The organism is Halogranum rubrum (assembly GCF_900114455.1).
Lineage (GTDB): Archaea > Halobacteriota > Halobacteria > Halobacteriales > Haloferacaceae > Halogranum > Halogranum rubrum.
Map to the genome: position 1 here is coordinate 863137 of NZ_FOTC01000001.1, position 22527 is coordinate 885663.

Genomic DNA, 22527 nt, shown 5'->3' on the forward strand with positions numbered 1-22527 from the left:
AGGAGTTGGTATCTCGACTCAGCCGAGTTTGTCGTAGGAGTCCTGCTGAGAGCGGTACCAGAGGACACCGCCGACGAGGACACCGACGACGAGCAGACCGCCCACCGCGTAGAGGGCGAGCTGCATCGTCTCGTCGGACTGTTTAGCCGAGTCGGCCTGCGACTGTGCCTCGTTTCCGAGTTCGGTCGCGAGTTCGAAGTCCTCAGGACCGTTCGCGTTGTTGTACGCGCTGACGGCGTTGTCGAAGGTCTTCTCCGCCTGCTGGCTGTTCGCGCTGTCGACGGCCGTAGCGGCCGAGTCGAGCGTCTCACGGGCCGACGCACTCTCTTCCGTGTAGTGGTGCGCCCGCCACGTCTCCAGTTCTGTACTCGACCCACCGTCACGGGCCTGCGTCAGTGACATCAGCAGGAACTGTTGGGCGGGGTCGTAGCTGTAGTTGTCCACTTTGGGGACCGTCCCCGTGACCTTCACCTTCACCTCGTTCACGTCGTCTTCGGCGGCGACGTCGACGGACATGTTCGTGCCGTCTGCGGACTGTTGGTCGAGTTTCGACCCGGTCTGGTCGTAGCTCGTCACGGTCCACGTGACGTCGGTGAGGTTCGTCTCACCTTGGAGCGTCCACGACTCCAACTGCGGGTTCTTGTACAGTTCGTCCAGCGTCACCGTCGCGCTCACCTGACTGCCGACTTCGGCCTCCTCGGGAACGTCCGAATCCGCGACCGAGACGGCGGCCGCTGGGGCCGCCACCGCGGTGAGGAGGACGAGGCAGGCGACAAGGAGTTTAGAAGAGTGATTCAAGTTCGTCCTCGTCATCGTGGATGAGATTGTCGAGATTCGTCTCGCTCTCTTCGTTGATTTCGTCGATGTTCTCCTGGGCCTCGATGGCTACCTGCTGGAGCTCTTTGATGCGGGGGACGTTCGTCACGCCCGACAGGAGGATGACACCTGCGACGAACCCACTCCCGGTGACGGGGTAGTCGCCACCACGGACTTCCATGCTCCCGGTCTGCTCCTCGAGCCACTTCCGCCCGCGCTCTATCCCTTTTCGATTGAGGTAGGCCGGCGGACCGGCCATGACGAGCAACGCACGCTCTGCACCCTCGATTTCGCACGGGAGGGTGAGACGACCCAGTGCCGCCTTCCGGACGAGACTCGTGATGCGGTTCGTCGTCCGCGCCGTGTCGAGTCCGTCGTCTTCCTTCTTACTCCCAGTCAACCGCGAGAGGAGTCCACCGGAGTTCTGCACCTCCTCGACCTCTTCGCGGGCGTAGCCGACGGTAGAGACACCGCCGCCGGCGAGCGTGTTGATGATCTCACTGGAGTCGACGACGCTCTCTGCGACTTCCCCGCCGGTGACCTCACCGGCCCCGAAGAGGATACCGAAGCGCTTGACAATCTCTTCGTTGATCTCGTCGTAGCCGCCTTGGACCGACTCGCCGGTCTTTCGCCACGAGTCGTTGTCGAACACGAGGAGGTTGTCCACCTCGCGGACGAACGTCTGGAACGACCGCGCCGCGTTCAGGGTGTAGATACCACCCTCGTCGCTACCTGGCAGGACGCCGAGACCGTAGACGGGTTCGGTGTAGATGCGTTTCAGGTGTTTCGCGAGAACGGGTGCGCCGCCGGAGCCAGTGCCGCCACCGAGTCCGGAGACGACGAGGAACGCGTCGACTTCGTGGACGGGGACGGAGTCGATTGCGCCCTGTACCTCGTCGACGTCTTCCTCGGCGACTTCGGCACCGAGTTCGTTGTCGGCACCGACGCCGTGGCCTTTGACTCGCGACTGTCCGATGAGAACTCGCTTCTCCTCGGGGATGTGCGAAAGTCCCATCAGGTCGGCTTTCGCCGTGTTGACCGCGACGGCGGCCTTCACGATACCCGAGTTGTGCCGCTTGTCGTACTCGACGAACTTGTCGACGATCTTCCCACCGGCTTGGCCGAATCCGATCATCGCCAGCTTCATTGTTGTATTCCCCTCGTCATTGGGTGAACCCCAAGTGGATGGGGAAGATAAATTTTGTGATGGGAGAAAGTCTTGATGTCCTGAATATTGGGTTCAAAATCAATAGACGGCGATGAGTTTAGGAGCCTGCAAAACTGGTCGAAATGTGAGACCCGTCACACGCGTTATTTCTCGTTTCTTGTGGGTTAGCGTCGGCGCTAACCAGGCAGTTACTAGGGGTACGGTGTGAGTTGGCAAAATCGCAAGACTGAGGCGCAATTAGCTAGTTAAAACGGCAAACTTGTTTATTAGTTTAGATAGGCCGAGAGCGTTTTGAGGTCGGCTTCCGCGCGGTCGAACGCGCCGACGTCGTTGTCGCTCGTCGTGTTGTCGAACTTCAGCGACCGGTACTGGTCTGAACCCATCGGGAACCCCGGTAGCATCCCCCCGATAGAGAGGCCGACGCCGGCGAGACCCATCGGGACAGGAACGACCGTCACGGACCGTCCGTCGGCACCGTGTGCGAGTTTCGCCACTTCGGCGAGTGTGAGTCTCTCGGGACCACCCACCTCGTAGGTCTTGCCGACGTGCGCGTCGTCGTCGAGTGCATCTGCCAGCATCGGGACGAGGTCACCGACCCAGATGGGTTGGAAGCGCGTCTTCCCGCCGCCCGGTAACGGCGTGACGTATGGCGGTGCGAGTTTCTTCGTGAAGGAGACGAACTCCCCACCCTCGCCGAAGACGACGGAGGGGCGGAAGATGGTCCACTTCAACTCCGACGCCTGCACGACGTTCTCGGCTTGCCCCTTCGCACGGATGTACGCCGTCGGTCCGTCGGGGTCGGCGCCGAGCGCACTCATCTGAATAAACCGCTTCACGTCGTGTGCTTCGGCGGCTTTGACCGCGTTCTCGGTCCCGCCGAGGTGGATTTCGAGATGCTTCTGGTCGCCACCTTTCGGTTTGAAGAGCGGCGACAACGCGACGAGGAAGATGACGGCGTGCTGCCCTTCGAACGCGCCTTCGATGCTGTCGTAGTCGGTCACGTCGCCGGAGACGGTCTTCACACTGTCCGGGAGTTCGTCGTCCTCCGGATTGCGCGCGAGAACCGTCACGTCGTGGCCCCGGTCGACGAGTTCACGGCTCAGGTTCGTCCCGATGAAACCACTGCCACCGATGACCAGAACTTTCATACTAAAGATATCTCGGGGAACGGACGTAAAGCTACCGCGGTGATGCGGCGGAGTCTGCCGGTTTCGGTCGGTATAGGGGTCGTGTCCGGTGACGGGGGCTATCAAGGTTTAAGCCGTCGCCCCCGGGTGTTCACCGTATGCTTGTCACGCTCGAAGGACTCGACGGCAGCGGTAAATCGACTGTCTGGGAGGCGCTTCACGACACCTACCCCGACGCCGTCTTCACCCACGAACCGACGGAGTCGTGGTACGGTGACGCCGTCAACCGGGCTATCGAAGACGACGACGCCGACCCGCTGGCGACACTCTTTCTCTTCACCGCCGACCACGCCGACCATCTCTCCAGCGTGGTTCGACCGGCCCTCGACGACGGCGAACTCGTCATCTCCGATAGGTACTCCGACTCGCGGTTCGCGTATCAGGCGGCGAGTCTCACCGACTCCGACCTTAGACGCCCGCTGGAGTACATCCGAGGGATTCACACTGCCTTCTCTCGCTCCCCCGATGCGACCATCTACCTCGATATCGACCCCGAGACGGCCGCGGCCCGGAGCGGTGCGACCAACAAGTTCGAACAGGCTGGCTATCTCGCACAGGTCCGTTCGAACTACGAGCGACTCATCGAGGCCGAACCCGAACGGTTCGTCCGCATCGACGCCACCCAGTCACCCGAAGAAGTCATCGACGCCGTGGAACTGGCGCTCGAACGGCTACTCGACAGCGACACGTCGGGCGAGTAACGAGTCCTCGGTCGATTCGGCGCTCCTGTATCCCACGATGAGCAGTCGCGTGGAATCGGGGAACGCAACGGTCGATGGACGAGGGACAACGAGTAACGAACGAACTGTGCGAGTGTACGAGTGTGTGAGTGCGGGTTTCCGCTGTAAATCGGGCGAGAGTGAGGTGGCATTTTCGAGCACGCCAACGAGTCGAGACGAGAGTGAAGAGTCCAAGTGCACGTTTCCGCTGTAAGTCGAGAGACGAGTGCAACGAGGTAGGGTGACGTGAGTATACGACATCTTCGGTCCGGTTGAAAAAGAAGAAGAAAAAGAGAGAAACGTAGCCGAGAACCACCGAGAAACCAGTAGACGACGTGCCAACGTCGTCAAAGAGAACCACAGTAATCTGTCGTGGTTAAGGGAGAGTGTGAGTGCGGGTTTCCGCTGTAACTGGCGAGTGGAGGACGACAGCTCGAACGGCCAAGGAAAAGAGTATATAAACAGCCAATTTCGGTGGGCGTTTCCGCTGTAAAACTTTATCGTACGCTGTTCTAGATGGCATTCAGTCTCTAGCGTGAAAAGAAATTCGAAAAGTATATCATACAAATACAGATGGACTAGAACTAGAGTACGACTAGTAGAGAAAGTAGAGAAGAGAAGGTAGAGAGTAAAGAGTAGAAGAATGAGACAGTGATGAAGTGAAGCCAGTAGGGAAACGAGGGTGAAGGTACAATTCGAGAGGAGACTGATAACGAGTGAACAGAGTGGTCTACGGGCCGAGAGTGGCGTGGATGAGTCTCTTTCGGGAACTGTCTCGTTGGTCTCTGTCGAGGATGCTCGACACCCAACTCCCGGCGTGCCATGCCGACCGGTCTGTTCGCTCCGATTAGAGCGGAAACGTGCACGCACGCTCTCGATGTAACCGAGAGACGTACGTCGGTCTTACAACGGAAACGCGCACTCGCTCACTTCTACCGCCGCTTATTCACCGTCACTCGCCCGTCGTCACCGACCTGCCACCACCCGCCGTCGTTCACTATCACCAACTCGACGTCGCTCCTAGCGAGGGACATCTGTCGTGTTCAGAGACGGACCCGACACCCCTCACGCCACCACTCCTTAGAGCGGAAACACGCGCGTCCACACTCGATACCGTAACTTCACAGACGCCGACGATAGAGCGGAAACGTCGACAGGGGTAGTGCGCGTCTTTCCGTTCTAACGTCCCGTACCGGACGCCACTGTACGATTGAACAGACGAGTTACAGCGGAAGGGCGCATATAAACACTCAAGAGTATCGGCTGAGGCTGAGAGAACTGATGGGCGATATCTCCAACTATTTCGAGGGGGTCACGACGGTCTTCCGGAACAAAGACCTCCTCCAAATCGACCACGTCCCCGACAACGAGCGTCTCATCATCGGCCGGGAGAGTCAGTTGAACGCGCTCGCCACTGGTCTGCAACCGGCCGTCGAGGGGCAGAAGCCGAACAACGTCCTCATCTACGGGAAGACGGGGACGGGCAAGTCTCTCTGCTCGAAGTTCATGGCTCGCCAATTGGTCTCCGCCGCCTCCGAGAACGACGTCTCCGTCGGCGTCGCCTACGTCGACTGCTTTCAAGACTCCACGGAGTCGCAGGTCATCCGCTCGCTCGGGTCGACTATCAACGACCAGGAAGTCACGGACGAGACGTTCCCCGCCAGCGGTGTCTCCACGTCGGAGTGCTACAAGCGTGCCTGGCGCGTCATGGACGATCTGTACGACGTCGTCGTCGTCGTCCTCGACGAACTCGACAAGATGGACGACCCAAACTCGGCGCTGATGAACCTCTCGCGGGCCGCCGAAGCCGAGAAGATTCAGTCCTGCAAACTCGGCATCATCGGTATCAGCAACAAACCGCGGTTCAAGGACCGACTGAACGAGCGTGCTCGCTCCAGTCTCTGCCAGCGTGACTTCGTCTTCCCGCCGTACGACGCGAACCAGATCGAGAAGATTCTCGAAGCGCGTGACGGCGCGTTCAAAGACGACGTGCTCGAACCGGGCGTCATCCCCCGCGCCGCCGCCCTCGCCGCCCGGGAACACGGCGACGCGCGGAAGGCAATCGACATCCTGCGCACCGCGGGTGAAATGGCACAGGAGGAGCAAGCAGACACGGTCCGCGAAGGTCACGTTGACGCCGCACAAGTGCAGACCGAACGCGACCACCTCATCGAGGTACTAGCGGAACAGCCACCACACTCTCGCTACGTCCTGAAGTCCGTCGCGCTCCTCGACCAGCAGATGGACGACCGGGCGGTCAAATCGAGCGACGTCAACCAACTGTACCGCCAAATCTGTACCGAACAGTACAGCTCTGACCCCCTCTCGTGGCGTCGCGTGCGTGACCTCCTGCACGAACTGGAGTTCCTCGAAATCATCGAACGCAAGCGGAAAGGCGCGGGCCGCGGCGAGGGTGGCTACATGGAGACGCATCTGCTCGACGCCCCGGAAATCGTTATCGACGCCTGCGACGCCATCGAGTCCGACGGTCGGTAACGCCGTTTTTCCTTCGCTCGATTTGTCCTTTCCTCGACTCTCTCAACTCTCTCGGCTCCAACTCCACGGGCCTTTATTCACCCACCTCTTTCTCTCGCCCATGAACCCGGACGACAACCATCACGGATGGGCGAACCGCTCCGGCGACTTCTCGCCCGCCTACTACGCGGAAATCGGCCCGAACGAGGTGAGCGAGACGCTCGTCACCGTGTTCGAGCATTTCGCTCCTGACGACCCCGCTATTCTCGAAATCGGCTGTAGCTCCGGCCGACACCTCGCCCACCTGCTGGACCACGGATACGAGGACCTCACCGGCATCGACCTCAACGACGAGTCGTTCGAGGTGATGGCCGAGTACCACCCGCAACTGGCCGAGACGGGAACGTTCCTCGCGGGTGCCATCGAAGACTTACTCCCGGAGTTCCCCGACGACAAGTTCGACGTCGTCTACTCGGTGGAGACGCTCCAGCACGTTCACCCCGACGACGAGTGGGTGTTCGAAGAAGTCGCTCGCGTCTCCTCGGACATCGTCATCACCGCAGAGAACGAAGGTAACAGTCCCCAGCGCGGGCGGAAAGGCGCAGAAGTGAGTTACGTCAACGACGACTTCCCGCTCTTTCACCGCAACTGGAAAGACGTGTTCTCGGATATCGGTCTCGCCCAACTGCTCTGTGAACCGGGGAAGCGAGACACGGTTCGCGTATTTCGCGGGCTCTGATACCGCTGTCTCACGCGTTTAGCGTACACTGACGACTACCGCACACCGGAGATATTTGTGTCGGTCGTGAGAACCGAGGACACATGACGTGGTACGTCTCCGTTCCGACCGAGTCCTACGAGGTCGCTCGCGACGAGTTCTCGTGGGCGTTCCCCGACGGCTACAACGCGGCGACCGACTTCCTCCGTAAGCACGACCACGCCGACGACCGGACCGCGCTCTCGCAACTCGCCTCGGACGGCACCCGCGAGGCGTACACGTTTGCCGACCTCGACCGACGGTCGGACCGAGTCGCCAACGCACTCCGTGCTCGTGGCGTCGACCGCGGCGACCGGGTCGCCGTCTTCGTCCCGCAGAAACCCGCGAACGTCCTCACCCACCTCGCCTGCTGGAAGTTAGGTGCCGTCTCGCTTCCGCTCTCGATTCTCTTCGGCGAGGAGGCACTCCGCTACCGACTTCGAGACAGCGAGACCACCGTCGTCGTCGCCGACGAGAGCGTCCTCGACACCGTCGTGGCCGCCGCCCCCGACTGTCCCGACCTGACGCACGTGCTGACGGTCGACGCTGACGCTGACGGCACTCCCGCGCCGTCCGACCGCGACACCGACGACTCGACGACGTGGGACCGATTCGCCGCCGTCGTCGACGACGCCCCATCCGCGTTCGACGTCGCCGACACCGACCACGAGACACCCGCAATCGTGATGTACACGAGCGGAAGCACCGGACCGCCGAAAGCTGTCCTCCACGGTCACGGCCTCTGGGCCGGCCACTGTCCGGCGTTCTCGATGTACTTCGAACACGAGGTCCACGCCGACGACGCGGTGTTCTGGACGCCCGCAGATTGGGCGTGGATCGGCGCACTCGGCGATCTCGTCTTTCCCGCGTGGCACTACGGCCAACCGGTCGTCGGCCACCCGATGGGGAAGTTCGACCCCGAGCGCGCCTTCGAGATTCTCGCCGAGTTCGACGTGACCCACACGTTTCTCCCGCCGACGGCCATCCGGATGATGATGAGCGTCGACGACCCGACCGGCCGGTTCGACCTGTCGCTGCGAGCCATCTGCTCCGGTGGCGAACCGCTGACACCCGAGATTCTCGACTGGGCGGCGGAGTCACTCGGCGGCGTCGCTGTCAACGAACTCTACGGCCAGACGGAGGCGAACCTCCTCGTGACCAACTGCCAACAGTGGTTCGAGGCGCAACCGGGAAGCATGGGAAAGCCCGTCCCTGGCCACGACGTCGCCGTCGTCGACCCGGAGACGGGCGAGCGACGACCGACGAGCGACGTCGGAGAGATTGCGGTCCGACGCGACGGCGACCCGGTCGTGTTTCGGGAGTACCTCGACGACCCGGAGAAGACGGCCGCCACGACGGTCGGCGACTGGCATCTCACCGGTGACCTCGGCGTCGAAGACGACGACGGCTATCTCTGGTTCAAGTCCCGAGACGACGACCTCATCATCACCAGCGGCTACCGGGTCGGTCCGGGCGAGGTCGAACAGGTACTGCTCGAACACGAGGCAGTCGAGCAGGTCGGCGTCGTCGGAGTTCCGGACGAGATGCGCGGAGAGGTTGTCAAGGCGTTCGTTCAACTCGTTCGACCGACCGGCAGTGTGACCGCCGCCGACGCGATACGCGACGAACTGCGTGACCTCGTTCGGTCGCGCCTCGCGAAGTACGAGTACCCGCGCGAAATCGAGTTCGTCGACGAACTCCCGCAGACGACGACCGGAAAGATTCAGCGTCGGAAGCTACGTGAGTGAGAGACGGATGCAGAAGAGAGAGTAGGCCACTGGAGAACCGAGCGAGTTAGCGAGCGACGAGAGCCAAGCAGGTGAGCGAGCGCTGCTGTCACCGCGTCTCCGGCAACTCGTACTCGTCGGGCGACGGAATGTACAGCACGTCGATGGTGAAGCCGAGTGCGAGCGGCATCCCGATAGCCAACCCGAGGAGTGACGGTGTCCCGAGCGTGAGTCCGCCGCTGATGCCGAGTACGCCGAAGAACACCAGCGTCGTCACCCCCAGTACGAGCGGGATGAGGAGCAACGCGTAGATGACCGACCCCCACTGCGTCTTCAGGCGGATGCGAAAGAACCGTGTCATCACGGCGGCGATGAGCGTGTGAATCGCGAGGACAACCCCGAGGAGGACGAGGCTGATGACCGAGACCATAGGCGTGTTAAGCGACCGGTCGACTTTGCCCTGTCGGAAGCCGAACGGATATCTCGTCCGTCCGTGACCTCTCTCCCGTCGTCGCGTTCCCGCCTGATTTATCACTGTCGACCGTGACGCATCGGCCATGTACCGATGTATCGGCGAGCGGTCTCTCGACGAGACGGGCGTCTCCGTCGACGAGGCACGCGCGCTCTTTCGGGATATGGTCCGCGTCCGTCGGTTCGACGAGCGGTCGTTGGCCCTCCAGCGCCGTGGATGGATGAGCGGTTATCCCCCGTTCAAGGGACAGGAAGCCTCGCAGGTCGGTGCCGCCCACGCGATGGCCGACGACGACTGGCTCTTTCCGACGTACCGTTCGAACGCGCTCCAACTGGCGCGCGGTGTCCCGCCCTCCGACATCTTCCTCTTCCGACGTGGCCACGCGGAGTATCACTCCGAGCACGACGTTCCGGTGTTCCCGCAGGCCGTCCCCATCGCGACGCAGATTCCGCACGCCACCGGCGCGGGGATGGCTCGCAACTACACGGACAACGACGAGGCGATGCTCGTCTGCTTCGGCGACGGCGCGACGAGCGAGGGCGACTTCCACGAAGGGCTGAACTTCGCGGGCGTCTTCGACGCCCCAGCCGTCTTCTTCTGTGAGAACAACGGGTGGGCTATCTCGCTTCCACAGAACCGACAGACTGCCAGCGACTCCATCGCGGTCAAAGCCGAAGCCTACGGGATGGAAGGCGTCCAAGTCGACGGCAACGACCCGCTGGCCGTCTACAAGATGGTCGAAGACTGTCTCCGGAGTGCTCGCGAAGGAAATCCGGTGCTCGTCGAGAGTCTGACCTACCGGCAGGGTGCACACACCACCGCCGACGACCCGAGTCGCTATCGCGACGAAGACCCGGACGTCCCCGAGTGGCGCAAGCGTGACCCGCTGGACCGGTACGAGGAGTACCTCCGCGAGCAGGGTGTCGTCGACGACGAGTTCGTGGAGTCCGTGTACGAAGAGGCCGACGAGGAACTCGCCGCCGCAGTGAAGAAAGCGGAGTCCGTCGACGACCCGGACCCCGCGGAACTGTTCGACTCCGTCTTCGCAGACGCGCCACCGAGCCTTCGGAAGCAAGAGGCGGAACTACAGGACTTCCTCACGCGACACGACCCGCAGGAACTCGACTTGAGTTAACGCCGGCGTTCAGGGATACTGTCCCGTGACGACCTGTCCGACCCGAATCGTCGCCATCGCGCCGAGAAATCCGAAGATTCCGGCAATCGTCGGTGTCGGGACGAGAGCGAACAACGCTTGACCGAGTAGACTGGCGACGAAGATAGCTACAAACTGGGCTCTCGACGGCGTCGACCGACCACGGACACGCGTGAGTCCGTCGCTCCACATCCCGACGACGCCGAACAGCGACCCGAGAGCACCGAAGAGTGCCCCCTCGACGCTCAGTAGCACATCCCACGCCGTGACGATGGGAGTGACAACACCGATAAGCACGACGCTGCCCGCGTAGAACAGAAGTTCGCGTCTGACTCGTGGGTGAGAACGGTTGGACTGTGTGGAGGGCATCTACCGTTCGAGAGAGCGGGATGTCGGATAAGTGACGTGGTCGCTCGGACGGGCTTCACTTCCCACCACCTCACTCAGTCGTCGAGCGAGATGTAGGTCTTGGCGTCGTCGACGCCTTTCAGCCCTTGGACGTCGCTCGAAGACGTCTTCAACACGTCGTACACCTCGTCGGTGTCGAGTTCGGCGATGATGTCCCAGTCGCCCGCGACGATGTGGGCTTCCGAAATCTGTGAGAGGCCACGGATGGCGTCGACCAGTCGTTCGGACTCTCCGGCGGCGGTCTTCACCATGATGAACGAGTGAACCATGACAGTGTGGTACACTCCAGCATGGCAAAAACCTTGCTCCAGCGTAGAGATGGTGTCCATAGCTATCGGGGTAAAGTTATTCACCTCCCCTGTCGTACGGTGTGCCATGCGGTTCGTTATCATAGGCGCGGGACGGGTGGGTCTTCGTACGGCACGTGTCTTGCGTGAAGAGGGCCACGAGGTAACGCTCATCGAATCGAACACGGACATCGCAGAACGCGCCCGAACCGCCGGTTTCGAGGTCATCGAAGGCGACGGCGCGCACGAAGCGACGCTCGAACAGGCTGGTGTCGACGAAGCGGACGCCGTCGGCGCACTCACGGCAGACCTGAACGTCAACTTCGCAGCCTGCATGATTGCGAAACACCACGGCTGTCGGACCGTGATGCGCATCGACGAAGACTACCGCGAGGAGATTTACCAGAAGTACGCCGACGAAGTCGACGAAATCGTCTACCCCGAGCGACTCGGTGCCATCGGTGCGAAGAACGCACTACTCGGCGGGTCGATTCGTGCAATCGCCGACATCGCTCAACATCTGCAGGTCATCCTCTTCACCGTCACCGAGGAGTCGCCGATGAACGGCTACACCATCAGTGAAGTCGCACTGCCGGCACAGGCCCGCATCCTCGCGTTCGGTAAGGAGGACGTTCCCATGGGGATTCCGCTCCCCGACGACTCGCTCGAAACGGGCGACAGACTCGCCGTCCTCGCGGACTTCTCGGTCCTCGACGAGGTCCGTCAACTCCTGGTCGGCCAAGAGAGTGCAGCAGTGGCGATGGGAGGTGAGTGAACATGGTCACAGCGTACATCATGGTCAAGGCGAACACCGGCGAAGCAGACCGTCTGAAAGGCGAGATAGAGGCGCTCGACGGCGTCACCTCTGCACACATCGTCGCCGGCGACGTCGACTTCATCGTGAAAGTCTCCGTCGAGACGCCCGCAGAGGTGAAGAACATCGTCGCGGACCACATCCAAGCGATCAGCGGCGTCGAAGACACCCAGACGTACATCTCGATGGACTGAGTCGGTCGCCCGCGTCACCGCTCTTCGTCTCTGTCGTATTATCGTTCGAATCCAGCAACTCAGTCGACGCCGGTAACTCGATTGACACCGGTAACTCAGATCACCCTAAGTCGCTACGGTCGACTCGTGCCGCTGCCGCCTGACTGCCGAGCAGTGTCGATGATGGACGTCACGGGGTCGGTGTACTCGTAGCCAGGGATGATTCCTTGGACGAACGTCCCTTCGACGTAGTCGATGACGGCACCGGCATCGTCGGCACCGCGGCGTTCGTTGATGTCGGCAAAGGAGACGGTGACGACGGCGTGTCGGCCAGTTCGTTCGACGGTCGGGTCGAGATCGTGACCGGCGGCGGTGACGTCACCGATATCTTCGATTCGGAGAGCGAACGTCTCGTACCAGCCGTCTTCGACGACGTCGGCGACGTGGTCCTCGGTCACTTCGTCGAGTAGTGGGACACGGACGGTGACGTGAAACTGGACTCGCCCGTCGTCGACTGCGTCGACGTCGACGACGCCCTCGAACGGCGTCGCGATTGACTCGTAGCGACCTTTTTCGACTTCTTCGAACGCGTTGTGGTCGCGGAAGGCGCGACCCACCCGGTCGGGCAGTTCGGACATACCTCGATGCAGGTGTTCGCCGACCAAAAGCGCGCTGTGTTCGAGTCGGTGGGTAGCCAGCACTCGCTCCCGTGGTCGCGTGAGAGTTCCGACACGGAACGCATTTACCGCCCTCTGCACTTCTCGGGAGTATGGTACAGACCGAACAAAGCAGTGTTAGCCGTCTCGTCGAACTCCTCGATGGCCGCCTGAAGCAGTCTGAGTGGGAAATTCTGACGACGCTGGCCGCTGCGGACGGACCGCTCACCATCGACGAACTGGCCGAAGAAACCGGATACACCGAACGAACAGTCAAGAAGCGTGTCGGTACGCTCGAAGACCAACTCCACGGCGGAACGCTCCTTCGTCGCGACGACGACGACAACCCCGTGCTGCATCCGCAGTTCGCTCGCGCGGTTCGTAGCTACTCCTCCTGAACGGCGAGTCGTACCCACAGGAACTCGAGACGTGACTCGTCTGCCAGCTGAAACTACCCCGAATTGGGCCGCACTCCCAGGTAAGACGGACTGTCGCCCCAACTTTGCGGCATGCTTAAGTATCCTTGGCGACTGGTTGTAAGTGACGCTTCGCTTTGGAGGGCCGAAGCGTCAGCGGGGACCAATTCAGGGCGGCAACGGCTACGCGATTCTCTTTCCCGCGTGGCCTGCCTATCCCTTTCGTACACTACAACTCGACTGACTCGTACGCCCGAGTCTGTGTTTTCGTCGACACCCCTCACTATCGCTCCCACTGCAGAGTGTCTCTCCCGGCCCTCGACTCTCGGTGGGTTTACCCTCGCGTTACTCGGTCGGTGGGTTGCGGACCATCCCGTCGAACAGCGCGACGCTCGCGACGAGCGAACTGACGCCACTCGCGAGATAGAGTGGAATCGTCGAGAGTACACCGGCGACACCGCCAGTCAACAGTGTCGCTCCGACGACGAACAAAATCAAGTCGAACCGCGTGGGTGCTGCCGGCGGAATCAGACTCATCGTTTCTAATGAGATGTAATTACGCCAGGAATGTGTATCTTGTGGCATCGCCACGGTTCGCCGCCGTCGACGACGAGCAGTCGTCGCCGTCGTTATCGGAAAACGACACGTAAGCGTAGCCATCTCTCACTGTCACAGCCGAAACGGTTCGTTAACCCGTTCGTCGATACGAACCACGGCGAACCAGTTATCCGCCTAATCGGCGGCGACACGTTGCATCTGTACCCGACAGCGCAGACACGTCGGTGGTCCTTCGAAGGCATCCGCTCGGGAGACGCTCACGGTACAGGACGTACACTCGTAGGTGGTGAGGTGCATCGGTGAATCTCTGTCGACGACCCTAATCGGCGGGTCACCACGACACTGTTCTTTCGCTGGTTGGCCAGTAAGTTATTGGCTCGATAACAGACGCACTGCCCTTCGTCTTTCTCGGGGACAGTCGTAGGTTCGCAACGTTTTTGCAACGACAGAATGTTTCTTTACCTGCCTACCGTCCGGTGGGCGCCAAGGAGGGATGGATGAGCTCCTATACGGACCCTCCTTAGAGGCGAGGCGTCGCCGTGGCGTTTCTCTGCATATCTCGATGTCCACGAGCCGACTCTTCCGTCTTGTTCCGACGTCGGGTCGGCGCTGTCACCCGTTTTCTGCGGTGTCGGCGGAGTTTCGTTCTTTCACTCTGTCTGCACTTCCGGCTCCTCACGTTGCTCGTCGTCAGAAAGTGCGAGGGAAGGGATTTGAACCCTCGAATCCCTACGGAAGCGGGTCTTAAGCCCGCCGCTTTTGGCCTAGCTCAGCCACCCTCGCGAGCCGCACGTGTCCGTTTTCCACACCGACGCAAGTGGTTTTCGATAGCTCGCCGGGAACTTACCAGTCGACGCTCAGTGTTCCGTCGCCGTGGGGGTTCGGAGCAATCTCCTCGTCGGTCCGCCGGTCGATGACGTGGATGACGCCTCTGTCTTTCTTCGCCGGGCAGACTTCGGCCGCTCGAACGTTCTCTTCCAGTTCGTCCTCACCGAAGAAGTAGCTCTTGGGCTTCGCCAATCCGCTCGCGAGGTCCATCTCCCAGTTGTCGGCCACCTCGGCGCACTTGCCCGCGCCGAAGCATTTGTTGGCCTCGAAGATGATCTTGTAAGGCTTCTCTTCGACCGGTGGGGCGTCCGCGGAGCCGAAGTCGCTCGGTTTCTTGACGCCGTCGTCGCTCATTGTCCGAGCGAAGGGGGTGGTCGAACTTTCCTCTGTCGGTCTGCGCTACTCGTCGCTCGCGACGAGTTCCTCGTACTGCGCGCCGGTCTGTTTCAGCGTCGCCGTCGAGTAGAGACGCTCGTGTTCGAAGGGAAGATAGTCGCTCGCCAACTCGTCTATCTTCTCGTCGACTGCCTCGGCCTCTCGGCCGTGTATCATCGTAAAGAGGTTGTACGGCCAGTCCTGCTCGGGCCGTCGCGGGCGGTGGTAACAAAGTGTCACGTACGGCAGTTCGCCGACCGACACACCGCGTTCGTCGAGTTCGTCGTCTGGGACGTTCCAGACGACCATGCAGTTGTTGTGGAAGCCGGTGACGACGTGGTTGACGACACAGCCGATGCGCTTGATGCTCCCGTCGTCGAGGAGGCGGCGCACCGCCACGAGCACGTCGTCGACGTCGGCGTCGAGCGTCTCGGCGATGTCGTGATAGGGCGTCAGCGACAGCGGAAAGCCGTCTTGAATCTCGACTAGTAATTCGGCTTCCAGCGTCGAGAGACTCCCTTTCGCGTCCTCGCTGATACGCGTCGCACTCACGTCGGTGTGTTCGAGGCTCTCCCGAGCAAATCGGTCGGCGTTGACGACGGGGAACTCCAAGTCGATGTAGTAGTCCGTCAGCATCGGAAGGTTGAGCACCGCACACCCGGTTCGCTCTTCGATCTCGTCGAGGATTCGGTCGCGCGTCTCTCGCGACCCGGCGGTGACGACGAACCACATGTTCCACTCGTGGTCGCGGCGGTAGTTGTGGTTGACCTGTCGGTAGTCGTTGATTACCGCGGCAACCTCCTCGAAGCGGTCTTCGGGCGCTCTCACGGCCGCGAGTGTCGAACTGCCGATGACCGGTGGGTTCAACACCGCGCCGAATCGGCGAAACACGCCGTACTCTCGCAGTCGACGGACGCGTTCGAGCGCCTCCGATTCGTCGACCCCTAACCCCTCTGCGACGACCCGAAACGGTCGCTCGACGACCGGAAACCCGCTCTGGTACTCGTCGATGAGTGTGGCGTCCACGTCGTCCAGCCCCGCTCGCCAGTCGTCGTCCAGCGCACTCATTGTCTGTCCTAAGGAACGGCCGAAGGTACCCTTTTCGGGTCGACACGGCCGAGTTGACGATTCGCCGCCGTACAAATCGGTACTCCCTCGAAATCGACGCTCCCGCGAACTCGGTTCGTGCGCGCGGTGGTCTCGCAAACGGGACGCTTTTGCGTCGTCCTCTCCAACGCGCAGGTATGTCGAAGACGACCGACGAGTTCGGAGAGTGGCCGCTGAAGCGCCTGATGACGGAGGTCTGTGGGACGGGACCGAAGTCGGCCGAGGACCTGACGCGCGAGCAAGCACAGGAGGCGATTCGTCGCATCTTCGCCGGCGAACCCGACCACACGACGCTCGGCGCGTTCTTCCTTGCGAACCGCTGGAAGCACAACAACGCCGAGGAACTCGCCGCCTACACCGACGTGATGTGCGAACACGTCGACTACGCCGAACCCGACTGCGACCCCGTCGACTGCGGGGCCAACTACGACGGGAAGGGCGAGACGGCGATTCTGGGTGCCGCCGCGGGCATCGTCGCCGCCGCGGCCGGGACGCCCGTCGTTGTCCACTCCGGTGACCGCGTCCCGACGCAGAAACAGGACTCGTACAAGCACGTCCTCGACGAACTCGGCGTCGCCACCGAACTGACACCCTCGGACTCTGCCGAGATGGTCGACGAGACCGGGTTCGGCTTCTACTACCAACCGGCGTTCAACCCCGTCGTCGACGACCTGTGGGAACGCCGCGACAACATGGGCGTCCGAACCTTCCTCAACACCATCGAGACGCTGGCGAACCCCGCCAACGCCGACGTCCACCTCGGGTCGTTCTACCACCTCGCGTTCGCGAAGAAGGTGACGGACACGTTCACCGAATCCGAACACCACGACCTACACCGCATCATCATGTTCCAGGGGATGGAGGGCTACGACGACATCCGCCCCGGCTACACCAAAGTGGCTGAATGGACGGACGGCGAGTTCACCGACTACGAGATAGAGACGCCGAACTACGGGATGGACTTCGAGACCGAAGACCTCGAAGTGAACCCCGACGACGTCGCCGGCGACTCGGCGAAGATTACGAGAGAGGTGCTCGCGGGCGACCGTGAGGACCACTTCGCCGACGCCGTCGCACTGAACGCGGCGTTCCGTATCTACGCCCGCGAAGACGTCGACGACCTCGAAACCGGTCTCGAAAAAGCCAGAGAAGTCATCGCCGACGGCAGCGCCGAAGCCGTCCTCGAAGACCTCCAGTCGTTCTAACTCGACTGTTGAGTTCGGATTTCCCGAACTCCGACTACGCGACTACGGTTCCAACACGACGCGGAACCGCGCGTCACCCTCTATCATTCTGTCGTACGCTTCTTGGGTATCGTCCAGCGAGTAGGTCTCGATTTCGGGAGCGATGTCTCGAAGCGCGCTGAACTCCAGTGTGTCCTGCGAGTCACGGGCGTGACCCGAGGGCCATCCACTCACGCCGTTTCGGCCCATCACGAGACTCTGCAGCGAGACGTCGATTGGCTCGCCGGGGATGCCGACGGCGACGAACTCGCCGTCGATACCGAGACCGTCGAGCACCGACTCGACGGCGTCGGCGTTCGGTGCGGTACCGAGGATGACTTTGGCGCCGCCGAGTTCCTGTAACTCCTCGGCGGGGTCCGTCGCCTCCGAGTCGACGTAGTGGTCCGCACCGAGTTCGAGCGCGAGGTCCTTCTTCTCGGTTCCGCGAGAGACGGCGACCGTCTCGAACCCGGCGGCGTGGGCGTACTGGAGACCGAGGTGCCCCAACCCGCCGACACCCAGCACGGCGACGAGGTCGCCCGGTCGAGCGTCGCTGTTCCGGAGTGCGTTGAACGTCGTGATACCCGCACAGAGCAGTGGTGCGGCGTCGACGGCGTCGAGGTCGTCGGGAATCGCCGCCAGCGCCTCCTGCGGGGCGGTCATGTACTCGGCGTAGCCGCCGTCGTAGGAGATGCCCGTTACTTTGGCGTTCTCACAGCTGATGAAGTCGCCGCGGCGACACGGTTCGCAGGTGAAGCAGTGACCGCCGTGCCAGCCGACACCGACGCGGTCGCCTTCCGACCACGCTTCGACGTCCTCGCCGACGGCGTCGACGTGTCCGGCGATTTCGTGGCCCGGAATCCGCGGAAACTCCAGTCCCGGCCACTGGCCCTGTACGACGAAGGCGTCGCTGTGACAGATGCCGCAGGCGTCGACTTCCACGCGAACCTCGTCGGCCGCTGGTTCCGGGACGTCGACGTCGACGACTTCGAACTCGCCACCTGATTCGGTGATGCGTGCTGCTTTCATGACTCGTCAGAGAGACGGTCGCCGGCACAATCAGCGTTGGTGTGGCGGTCATCTGTTCTCACCCGACAGCCGTGTGAGTGACACCCACACCGTCAGAACGTACTTGTGCGGTCCAGCGGAATCTCGGCTGATGCCCGTTCCGAACCTCCGGGAGAAGGTCGACCATCAGTCGGTCACGTCACCTGCGACAGTCCTCGACTACAGAGACCAGACCGACCTCGACCCCGCACCCGAGACGGTCGTCCTCTCGTATCAGCGCGCAGTCGCCGAACACGTCCGAGTGAGTACCGATACGACGACACAACCACACGCTGGTTCGTCGTGGGACCTCCACGCACTCGACGACACCGACGGCCGAGTCGCCGTCGCCGAGGGGTTCGGTATCGGCGCGCCGATGACAGCAATCGTGATGGAGCGACTCCTCGCCCACGGGACAGAGCGGTTCGTCGTCGTCGGCCACGTCGGCAGCCTCCAACCCGACGTCCGTCTCGGCAGTGCCATCGTCGCCGACGGCGCGATTCGCGACGAGGGGACCTCGTATCACTACCTCCCCGACGACGAACCAGCGCGTGCGACGCCCGCCGTCCGAGACCAGTTGGTCGACGCGGCCGAGCGAGCGGGAGAAGAGACACGCGTCGGCCCGACGTGGACGACCGACGCGCTCTATCGAGAGACAGCGGTCGAAATCGAACACTACCGCGACGAGGGGGTGCTCGCCGTCGACATGGAGGCGGCGGCCGTCTTCGCCATCGCACAGTTCCACGGCGTCGAGGCCGGTGCGTTGTTCACCGTCAGCGACCACCTGACGACCGACGGCTGGGAGGCACACTTCGACGACACTGCCGAACATCTCGTTCGACTGCTCGACGTCGTCAGCGAGACGGTCAGTTAGTCAGTCGTCGGTGGTCAATACTCGTCTGTCGGCATCGCCACGCCGACGAGCGACTGCCCTGCCGTCACCGTCGCCTCGCGCGCCACCGAGTAGAGAATCCCGTCGTCGTCGGCTTCGACCTCCTGCAGCACTTCGTACGTCGTCGGGTCGTAGACACGCCCGAGGTGGTCACCCGGTTCGACAGTTCGACCGAGTTTCGCGTCCGAGGAGGAGTGAAACAGCCCCGAACGCTCCGCTTTCACTCGACCGAGATGGTTCCGCGCAGTCGTCTGCTCGGCGGGTACGTCGGGGTCGCCGGGGAGCATATCGAGTTCGCGGAGCACGTCGAGCAGTCCGCGGACGCCGGTTTCGATGGCCGGTTCGACGAGTTGCTTGTTGTGGGCGAGTTCCGGCGTTATCGACGGAATCCCCGCACGCGTCGCGGCGACGCGGAACTTCCCGCCGAAGTTGCGCTCCTCCCACTCCACGTCGGCGTCGTCGCCGGCGCGTTCGGCCAAGAGCAGGTCCGTCCCGAACGCCTGCGCCAACCGTCGAGAGTCCTCGTCGCCCGCGAGATAGACGGTGTGGGTGAGCATCTCCGGACTGCCCGTGTGGAGGTCGACGATTGCGTCAGCGTCGCTGGCGAACTCCCAGAGTTTGGCAGCCATTCGCTCGTGGAGGGTCCCGTCTGCATCGCCCGGCCAGACGCGGTTCATGTTCGAGTTGGCCGAGTCGAGCGACTCCGGAGTCGTGTAGGAGACGCGGTCGAACGTCAGCGGGTCGGCGACGGGGACGGCGACGACGCGCCCAGCGAGTTCGTCGTGGTCGAGTCGGTCGTGAAACCGCCGAAGCGTCTCGGTTCCGTTCACCTCTCGGCCGTGCTGTGCGGCCTGCACGTAGAGCGTCGGTCCGGGGTCGTCCCCCTCGTAGGTGTGAATCGTCGTCTCGATGGAGACGCCAGACGGGAGACCAGCGAGTGCGATTCGTTCGGCAGTGTGCATAGTGCACTCGTTGTGCGCGCCTGTCTTGTACGTGTTCACCGAGGAGACGAAGCGAACGGAATCAGTCGTCTGCAGGCGCCTCCGTCGCCTTCGACGCCGAATCCGACCGAGAGAAGTAACTCGCCAGTGCCGGGCCGGTGACGTTGTGCCAGACGCTGAAGAGTGCCGGTGCGAGCGCCGCCGTCGGACTGAAGAAGGCTGTCGCGAGCGCGACGGCCAGACCGCTGTTCTGGAGGCCGACTTCGAACGTGCAGGTTCGGACGCGGTCCTCGGGCATCCCGGCGAGTCTCCCGACGCCGTAGCCCGCACCGAGGCCGATGGCGTTGTGCGCGACGACGGCCACGAGGACGGCCGCGGCGGCGCTCAGGATGTTGTCGACGTTGAGGCCGACGACGGCGGCGACGATGGCGACGATGGTGGCGACGCTGATGACGGGAAACAGGTCGAGACCGACTTCCGCGAGGGTCGGGGCGTACTGGTCGAGGATATATCGGAGCACGAACCCGAGGACGACCGGGATGAAGACGATTTGGACGATACTGGTGAACAGACTCAGAAACGTCACTTCGAGCGTCTCGCCGGCGAGGAGGACGACCCACGCGGGCATGACGAGCGGTGCGGCGAGCGTCGTCACCGTCGTGATTGCAACGGAGAGCGCGACGTCGCCTTTCCCGAGGTAGGCCATCACGTTGGACGCTGTCCCGCCGGGTGCGGCACCGACGAGGATGACGCCGATGGCGAGTTGCGGCGGGAGCGAGAGCACGACGGTCAGTCCGTAGGCCGCGAGCGGCATCACGACCCACTGCGCCACCGCGCCGATGGCGACGTCACGCGGGTTCGCGGCCAGTCGCTGGAAGTCGACCGGTTGGAGCGTCAGCCCCATACCGAGCATGATGAGACCGAGGCCCGGCGAGATGAGTCCACGGTCGGCAATCCACGTGAACAGACTCGGTCGGACGAGCGCGAAACCGGCGAAGAGTAGCACCCAGACGACGAAGTACCGACTGGCGTACTGGCTCACTCTGCTGACGATGCTGGTTCCACTCATCGTGTCCCTCCGTCGCGGAGTTCCACTGTGTCGAGTCCGATCATCTGTGTCGAATGCACTCGTCGAACGAACTAGTGAGTCTTGCTGATTCAGCAACTCTCTCGTCTCTCACAACCGCTTCTCACCGGCGGCGAGTCGACGACACTCGGCGCACGTCAGCAAGGTTTTCACCCCGGGCCACCAGTGACCGCACATGGCAGACAAAGAGAACCCCGACAACCCGACGGCGGTCGTTCACACCAACAAAGGCGACATCACGCTCGAACTGTTCGAGGAGCGCGCACCGCGCACCGTCGAGAACTTCGTCGGCCTCGCGACGGGCGAGAAGTCGTGGACCGACCCCGAGACGAACGAGAAAGTAGAGGACGAACCGCTCTACGAGGACGTCATCTTCCACCGCATCATCGACGACTTCATGATTCAGGGTGGGGACCCGACCGGCACCGGCCGCGGCGGCCCCGGCTACGAGTTCGACGACGAGTTCCACGCGGACCTCAGCCACGAGGGTGCAGGTACCCTCTCGATGGCGAACGCCGGCCCGAACACAAACGGCTCGCAGTTCTTCATCACGCTCGGCGCGACGCCGCACCTCGACGGGAAGCACTCCGTCTTCGGTCGCGTCATCGACGGGATGGACGTCGTCGAAGAGATCGGCTCGGTCCCGACGGACCGTAACGACAAGCCGATGAAGGACATCGTCATCGAGTCTATCGACATCGAGCGATAACCGCTCGACGACTGCCCGACAACCGTTCGATAGCTCTCCCACAATCACGTTTTCTGTACCGACCGTTCGGTTCGGTGGTGTTGCGGTTCGATATAAACGACCGCGACAACGCTTATCCTCGTGTGTGTCAGATAGTCACACGCATAGATGTTCGAACAGTTCTCAAGCGGCTACTATCTCGGCGAGATGTTCGTCGAACCGCACGACTGCGAGGGTGCGTTCATGCACCGCGCGGACCACGAGTTGGTCAACAAACAGCTGTACGCCTCCGGCGAGGGTGTCGAACGCCTCGACACTCCGCTCGTCATGAAACTCGGCGGGACACACTTCCCCGTCCTCGGCGACGACGGTATCCCCGCGGGCACACTCGTCGTCCCGCGCACCGTCGCCTCCGACGACAGCCTGCCGACCCGCCGAGAGGTGTTCCTCGCGAAAGCCGAACGCGCCTCCGAACTCCTGCGCTATGCAGGATACGAAGTCGGTGACGCCGCCTAGACAGGAGAGTAAAGGTCCCCGGCGGTGAGCGTACGAC

26 protein-coding genes and 1 tRNA gene are annotated in these 22527 nt (G+C 62.3%); 12 read left to right on the plus strand and 15 right to left on the minus strand.

The window, feature by feature from the left end; all coding sequences use genetic code 11:
* Nucleotides 1–18: 18 nt before the first annotated feature.
* From BM083_RS04135 to BM083_RS04145, 3 genes are all read right to left on the minus strand, one after another.
* Nucleotides 19–813 carry a hypothetical protein gene (locus BM083_RS04135; RefSeq protein WP_089866064.1) on the minus strand — a complete coding sequence of 265 codons (795 nt, stop codon included), beginning with the start codon at nt 811–813 and terminating at the stop codon, nt 19–21.
* The gene (locus BM083_RS04140) at nt 782–1963 is read right to left on the minus strand and encodes a tubulin/FtsZ family protein (protein WP_009375991.1); all 1182 of its coding nucleotides are present in this window, start codon (nt 1961–1963) and stop codon (nt 782–784) included. Before BM083_RS04140 ends, BM083_RS04135 begins: the two co-directional genes overlap by 32 nt.
* Before the next feature lie 287 nt (nt 1964–2250).
* Nucleotides 2251–3132 carry a complex I NDUFA9 subunit family protein gene (locus BM083_RS04145; protein WP_089866067.1) on the minus strand — a complete coding sequence of 294 codons (882 nt, stop codon included), beginning with the start codon at nt 3130–3132 and terminating at the stop codon, nt 2251–2253.
* 137 nt (nt 3133–3269) lie between these two features.
* Here BM083_RS04145 and tmk point away from each other — a divergent pair, with 137 nt between their 5' ends.
* The 4 genes from tmk (at nt 3270) to BM083_RS04165 (ending at nt 8870) form a co-directional block, all read left to right on the plus strand.
* Nucleotides 3270–3872 carry a dTMP kinase gene (tmk, locus tag BM083_RS04150; RefSeq protein WP_089866071.1) on the plus strand — a complete coding sequence of 201 codons (603 nt, stop codon included), beginning with the start codon at nt 3270–3272 and terminating at the stop codon, nt 3870–3872.
* 1299 nt (nt 3873–5171) lie between these two features.
* Nucleotides 5172–6386: a Cdc6/Cdc18 family protein gene (locus tag BM083_RS04155; protein WP_009375986.1), complete on the plus strand. Its 1215-nt coding sequence runs from the start codon at nt 5172–5174 to the stop codon at nt 6384–6386.
* 100 nt (nt 6387–6486) lie between these two features.
* Entirely contained in the window at nt 6487–7104 is a 618-nt protein-coding gene (locus BM083_RS04160) for a class I SAM-dependent methyltransferase (protein WP_089866074.1), read from the plus strand.
* An 83-nt stretch (nt 7105–7187) separates the two neighbouring features.
* Nucleotides 7188–8870, plus strand: coding sequence for an AMP-binding protein (locus BM083_RS04165; RefSeq protein ID WP_089866077.1), 1683 nt, complete (start codon nt 7188–7190; stop codon nt 8868–8870).
* A gap of 88 nt (nt 8871–8958) precedes the next feature.
* On the opposite strand, the gene BM083_RS04170 is transcribed toward BM083_RS04165, so the two are convergent.
* The gene (locus BM083_RS04170; protein WP_089866082.1) at nt 8959–9279 is read right to left on the minus strand and encodes a DUF7991 family protein; all 321 of its coding nucleotides are present in this window, start codon (nt 9277–9279) and stop codon (nt 8959–8961) included.
* A gap of 127 nt (nt 9280–9406) precedes the next feature.
* Between BM083_RS04170 and pdhA the strand changes: the two genes are divergently transcribed.
* A complete protein-coding gene (gene pdhA, locus BM083_RS04175; protein WP_089866086.1) occupies nt 9407–10456 on the plus strand; it encodes a pyruvate dehydrogenase (acetyl-transferring) E1 component subunit alpha in 1050 nt (349 codons plus the stop codon).
* A 9-nt stretch (nt 10457–10465) separates the two neighbouring features.
* Here the strand turns inward: pdhA and BM083_RS04180 are convergent, their stop codons facing one another.
* Both BM083_RS04180 and BM083_RS04185 read right to left on the minus strand, forming a co-directional pair.
* Nucleotides 10466–10843: a hypothetical protein gene (locus BM083_RS04180; RefSeq protein WP_089866090.1), complete on the minus strand. Its 378-nt coding sequence runs from the start codon at nt 10841–10843 to the stop codon at nt 10466–10468.
* A gap of 74 nt (nt 10844–10917) precedes the next feature.
* The gene (locus BM083_RS04185; RefSeq protein WP_089866094.1) at nt 10918–11151 is read right to left on the minus strand and encodes an Lrp/AsnC ligand binding domain-containing protein; all 234 of its coding nucleotides are present in this window, start codon (nt 11149–11151) and stop codon (nt 10918–10920) included.
* 106 nt (nt 11152–11257) lie between these two features.
* Here BM083_RS04185 and BM083_RS04190 point away from each other — a divergent pair, with 106 nt between their 5' ends.
* On the plus strand, nt 11258–11944 hold the full coding sequence (locus BM083_RS04190) for a potassium channel family protein (protein ID WP_089866097.1): 687 nt from the start codon (nt 11258–11260) through the stop codon (nt 11942–11944).
* Between the two features lie 2 nt (nt 11945–11946).
* Nucleotides 11947–12177, plus strand: a complete 231-nt coding sequence (locus tag BM083_RS04195; protein ID WP_009375978.1) for an Lrp/AsnC family transcriptional regulator — start codon at nt 11947–11949, stop codon at nt 12175–12177.
* 113 nt (nt 12178–12290) lie between these two features.
* Here BM083_RS04195 and BM083_RS04200 read toward each other — a convergent pair whose 3' ends face one another.
* Entirely contained in the window at nt 12291–12794 is a 504-nt protein-coding gene (locus tag BM083_RS04200; protein WP_089866100.1) for a DUF5813 family protein, read from the minus strand.
* A gap of 131 nt (nt 12795–12925) precedes the next feature.
* Here BM083_RS04200 and BM083_RS04205 point away from each other — a divergent pair, with 131 nt between their 5' ends.
* Nucleotides 12926–13210, plus strand: coding sequence for a winged helix-turn-helix transcriptional regulator (locus BM083_RS04205; RefSeq protein WP_089866104.1), 285 nt, complete (start codon nt 12926–12928; stop codon nt 13208–13210).
* Nucleotides 13211–13573: 363 nt separating this feature from the next.
* On the opposite strand, the gene BM083_RS04210 is transcribed toward BM083_RS04205, so the two are convergent.
* From BM083_RS04210 to ahbB, 5 genes are all read right to left on the minus strand, one after another.
* On the minus strand, nt 13574–13765 hold the full coding sequence (locus tag BM083_RS04210; protein ID WP_245756846.1) for a DUF8015 family protein: 192 nt from the start codon (nt 13763–13765) through the stop codon (nt 13574–13576).
* A 195-nt stretch (nt 13766–13960) separates the two neighbouring features.
* A complete protein-coding gene (locus BM083_RS23925) occupies nt 13961–14083 on the minus strand; it encodes a hypothetical protein (protein ID WP_281244159.1) in 123 nt (40 codons plus the stop codon).
* A 401-nt stretch (nt 14084–14484) separates the two neighbouring features.
* Nucleotides 14485–14569: transfer RNA gene (locus tag BM083_RS04215), tRNA-Leu, on the minus strand.
* A 60-nt stretch (nt 14570–14629) separates the two neighbouring features.
* A complete protein-coding gene (locus BM083_RS04220; RefSeq protein ID WP_089866108.1) occupies nt 14630–14968 on the minus strand; it encodes a ferredoxin in 339 nt (112 codons plus the stop codon).
* Nucleotides 14969–15013: 45 nt separating this feature from the next.
* Nucleotides 15014–16057: a siroheme decarboxylase subunit beta gene (ahbB, locus tag BM083_RS04225; protein WP_089866111.1), complete on the minus strand. Its 1044-nt coding sequence runs from the start codon at nt 16055–16057 to the stop codon at nt 15014–15016.
* Between the two features lie 176 nt (nt 16058–16233).
* On the opposite strand from ahbB, the gene BM083_RS04230 reads away from it, so the two are divergent.
* Nucleotides 16234–17301, plus strand: coding sequence for an anthranilate phosphoribosyltransferase (locus tag BM083_RS04230; RefSeq protein WP_089866114.1), 1068 nt, complete (start codon nt 16234–16236; stop codon nt 17299–17301).
* Nucleotides 17302–17343: 42 nt separating this feature from the next.
* Here BM083_RS04230 and BM083_RS04235 read toward each other — a convergent pair whose 3' ends face one another.
* Nucleotides 17344–18348, minus strand: coding sequence for an alcohol dehydrogenase (locus tag BM083_RS04235; protein WP_089866118.1), 1005 nt, complete (start codon nt 18346–18348; stop codon nt 17344–17346).
* 130 nt (nt 18349–18478) lie between these two features.
* Here BM083_RS04235 and BM083_RS04240 point away from each other — a divergent pair, with 130 nt between their 5' ends.
* Complete coding sequence (locus tag BM083_RS04240; protein WP_089866121.1) at nt 18479–19240, plus strand: nucleoside phosphorylase; 762 nt, start codon at nt 18479–18481, stop codon at nt 19238–19240.
* A gap of 14 nt (nt 19241–19254) precedes the next feature.
* Here the strand turns inward: BM083_RS04240 and BM083_RS04245 are convergent, their stop codons facing one another.
* Nucleotides 19255–20220, minus strand: coding sequence for a succinylglutamate desuccinylase/aspartoacylase family protein (locus tag BM083_RS04245; protein WP_089866125.1), 966 nt, complete (start codon nt 20218–20220; stop codon nt 19255–19257).
* 61 nt (nt 20221–20281) lie between these two features.
* On the minus strand, nt 20282–21268 hold the full coding sequence (locus BM083_RS04250; RefSeq protein ID WP_089866128.1) for a bile acid:sodium symporter family protein: 987 nt from the start codon (nt 21266–21268) through the stop codon (nt 20282–20284).
* A gap of 193 nt (nt 21269–21461) precedes the next feature.
* Between BM083_RS04250 and BM083_RS04255 the strand changes: the two genes are divergently transcribed.
* Both BM083_RS04255 and BM083_RS04260 read left to right on the plus strand, forming a co-directional pair.
* The gene (locus BM083_RS04255) at nt 21462–21995 is read left to right on the plus strand and encodes a peptidylprolyl isomerase (RefSeq protein WP_009375963.1); all 534 of its coding nucleotides are present in this window, start codon (nt 21462–21464) and stop codon (nt 21993–21995) included.
* 147 nt (nt 21996–22142) lie between these two features.
* Nucleotides 22143–22490 (plus strand): DUF5802 family protein, encoded by a 348-nt coding sequence (locus tag BM083_RS04260; protein WP_089866133.1) that lies wholly within the window; start codon nt 22143–22145, stop codon nt 22488–22490.
* Nucleotides 22491–22527: the final 37 nt, after the last annotated feature.

Coding starts and splice junctions, on each gene's coding strand:
- ahbB (WP_089866111.1), bottom strand. CDS start 16,057: ATGAGTGCGCTGGACGACGACTGGCGAGCGGGGCTGGACGACGTGGAC.
- tmk (WP_089866071.1), top strand. CDS start 3,270: ATGCTTGTCACGCTCGAAGGACTCGACGGCAGCGGTAAATCGACTGTC.
- BM083_RS04135 (WP_089866064.1), bottom strand. CDS start 813: ATGACGAGGACGAACTTGAATCACTCTTCTAAACTCCTTGTCGCCTGC.
- BM083_RS04210 (WP_245756846.1), bottom strand. CDS start 13,765: ATGAGTCTGATTCCGCCGGCAGCACCCACGCGGTTCGACTTGATTTTG.
- BM083_RS04205 (WP_089866104.1), top strand. CDS start 12,926: ATGGTACAGACCGAACAAAGCAGTGTTAGCCGTCTCGTCGAACTCCTC.
- BM083_RS04165 (WP_089866077.1), top strand. CDS start 7,188: ATGACGTGGTACGTCTCCGTTCCGACCGAGTCCTACGAGGTCGCTCGC.
- BM083_RS04145 (WP_089866067.1), bottom strand. CDS start 3,132: ATGAAAGTTCTGGTCATCGGTGGCAGTGGTTTCATCGGGACGAACCTG.
- BM083_RS04230 (WP_089866114.1), top strand. CDS start 16,234: ATGTCGAAGACGACCGACGAGTTCGGAGAGTGGCCGCTGAAGCGCCTG.
- BM083_RS04200 (WP_089866100.1), bottom strand. CDS start 12,794: ATGTCCGAACTGCCCGACCGGGTGGGTCGCGCCTTCCGCGACCACAAC.
- BM083_RS23925 (WP_281244159.1), bottom strand. CDS start 14,083: ATGCACCTCACCACCTACGAGTGTACGTCCTGTACCGTGAGCGTCTCC.
- BM083_RS04140 (WP_009375991.1), bottom strand. CDS start 1,963: ATGAAGCTGGCGATGATCGGATTCGGCCAAGCCGGTGGGAAGATCGTC.
- BM083_RS04180 (WP_089866090.1), bottom strand. CDS start 10,843: ATGCCCTCCACACAGTCCAACCGTTCTCACCCACGAGTCAGACGCGAA.
- BM083_RS04240 (WP_089866121.1), top strand. CDS start 18,479: ATGCCCGTTCCGAACCTCCGGGAGAAGGTCGACCATCAGTCGGTCACG.
- BM083_RS04250 (WP_089866128.1), bottom strand. CDS start 21,268: ATGAGTGGAACCAGCATCGTCAGCAGAGTGAGCCAGTACGCCAGTCGG.
- BM083_RS04185 (WP_089866094.1), bottom strand. CDS start 11,151: ATGGTTCACTCGTTCATCATGGTGAAGACCGCCGCCGGAGAGTCCGAA.
- BM083_RS04195 (WP_009375978.1), top strand. CDS start 11,947: ATGGTCACAGCGTACATCATGGTCAAGGCGAACACCGGCGAAGCAGAC.
- BM083_RS04255 (WP_009375963.1), top strand. CDS start 21,462: ATGGCAGACAAAGAGAACCCCGACAACCCGACGGCGGTCGTTCACACC.
- BM083_RS04190 (WP_089866097.1), top strand. CDS start 11,258: ATGCGGTTCGTTATCATAGGCGCGGGACGGGTGGGTCTTCGTACGGCA.
- BM083_RS04260 (WP_089866133.1), top strand. CDS start 22,143: ATGTTCGAACAGTTCTCAAGCGGCTACTATCTCGGCGAGATGTTCGTC.
- pdhA (WP_089866086.1), top strand. CDS start 9,407: ATGTACCGATGTATCGGCGAGCGGTCTCTCGACGAGACGGGCGTCTCC.
- BM083_RS04160 (WP_089866074.1), top strand. CDS start 6,487: ATGAACCCGGACGACAACCATCACGGATGGGCGAACCGCTCCGGCGAC.
- BM083_RS04220 (WP_089866108.1), bottom strand. CDS start 14,968: ATGAGCGACGACGGCGTCAAGAAACCGAGCGACTTCGGCTCCGCGGAC.
- BM083_RS04235 (WP_089866118.1), bottom strand. CDS start 18,348: ATGAAAGCAGCACGCATCACCGAATCAGGTGGCGAGTTCGAAGTCGTC.
- BM083_RS04155 (WP_009375986.1), top strand. CDS start 5,172: ATGGGCGATATCTCCAACTATTTCGAGGGGGTCACGACGGTCTTCCGG.
- BM083_RS04245 (WP_089866125.1), bottom strand. CDS start 20,220: ATGCACACTGCCGAACGAATCGCACTCGCTGGTCTCCCGTCTGGCGTC.
- BM083_RS04170 (WP_089866082.1), bottom strand. CDS start 9,279: ATGGTCTCGGTCATCAGCCTCGTCCTCCTCGGGGTTGTCCTCGCGATT.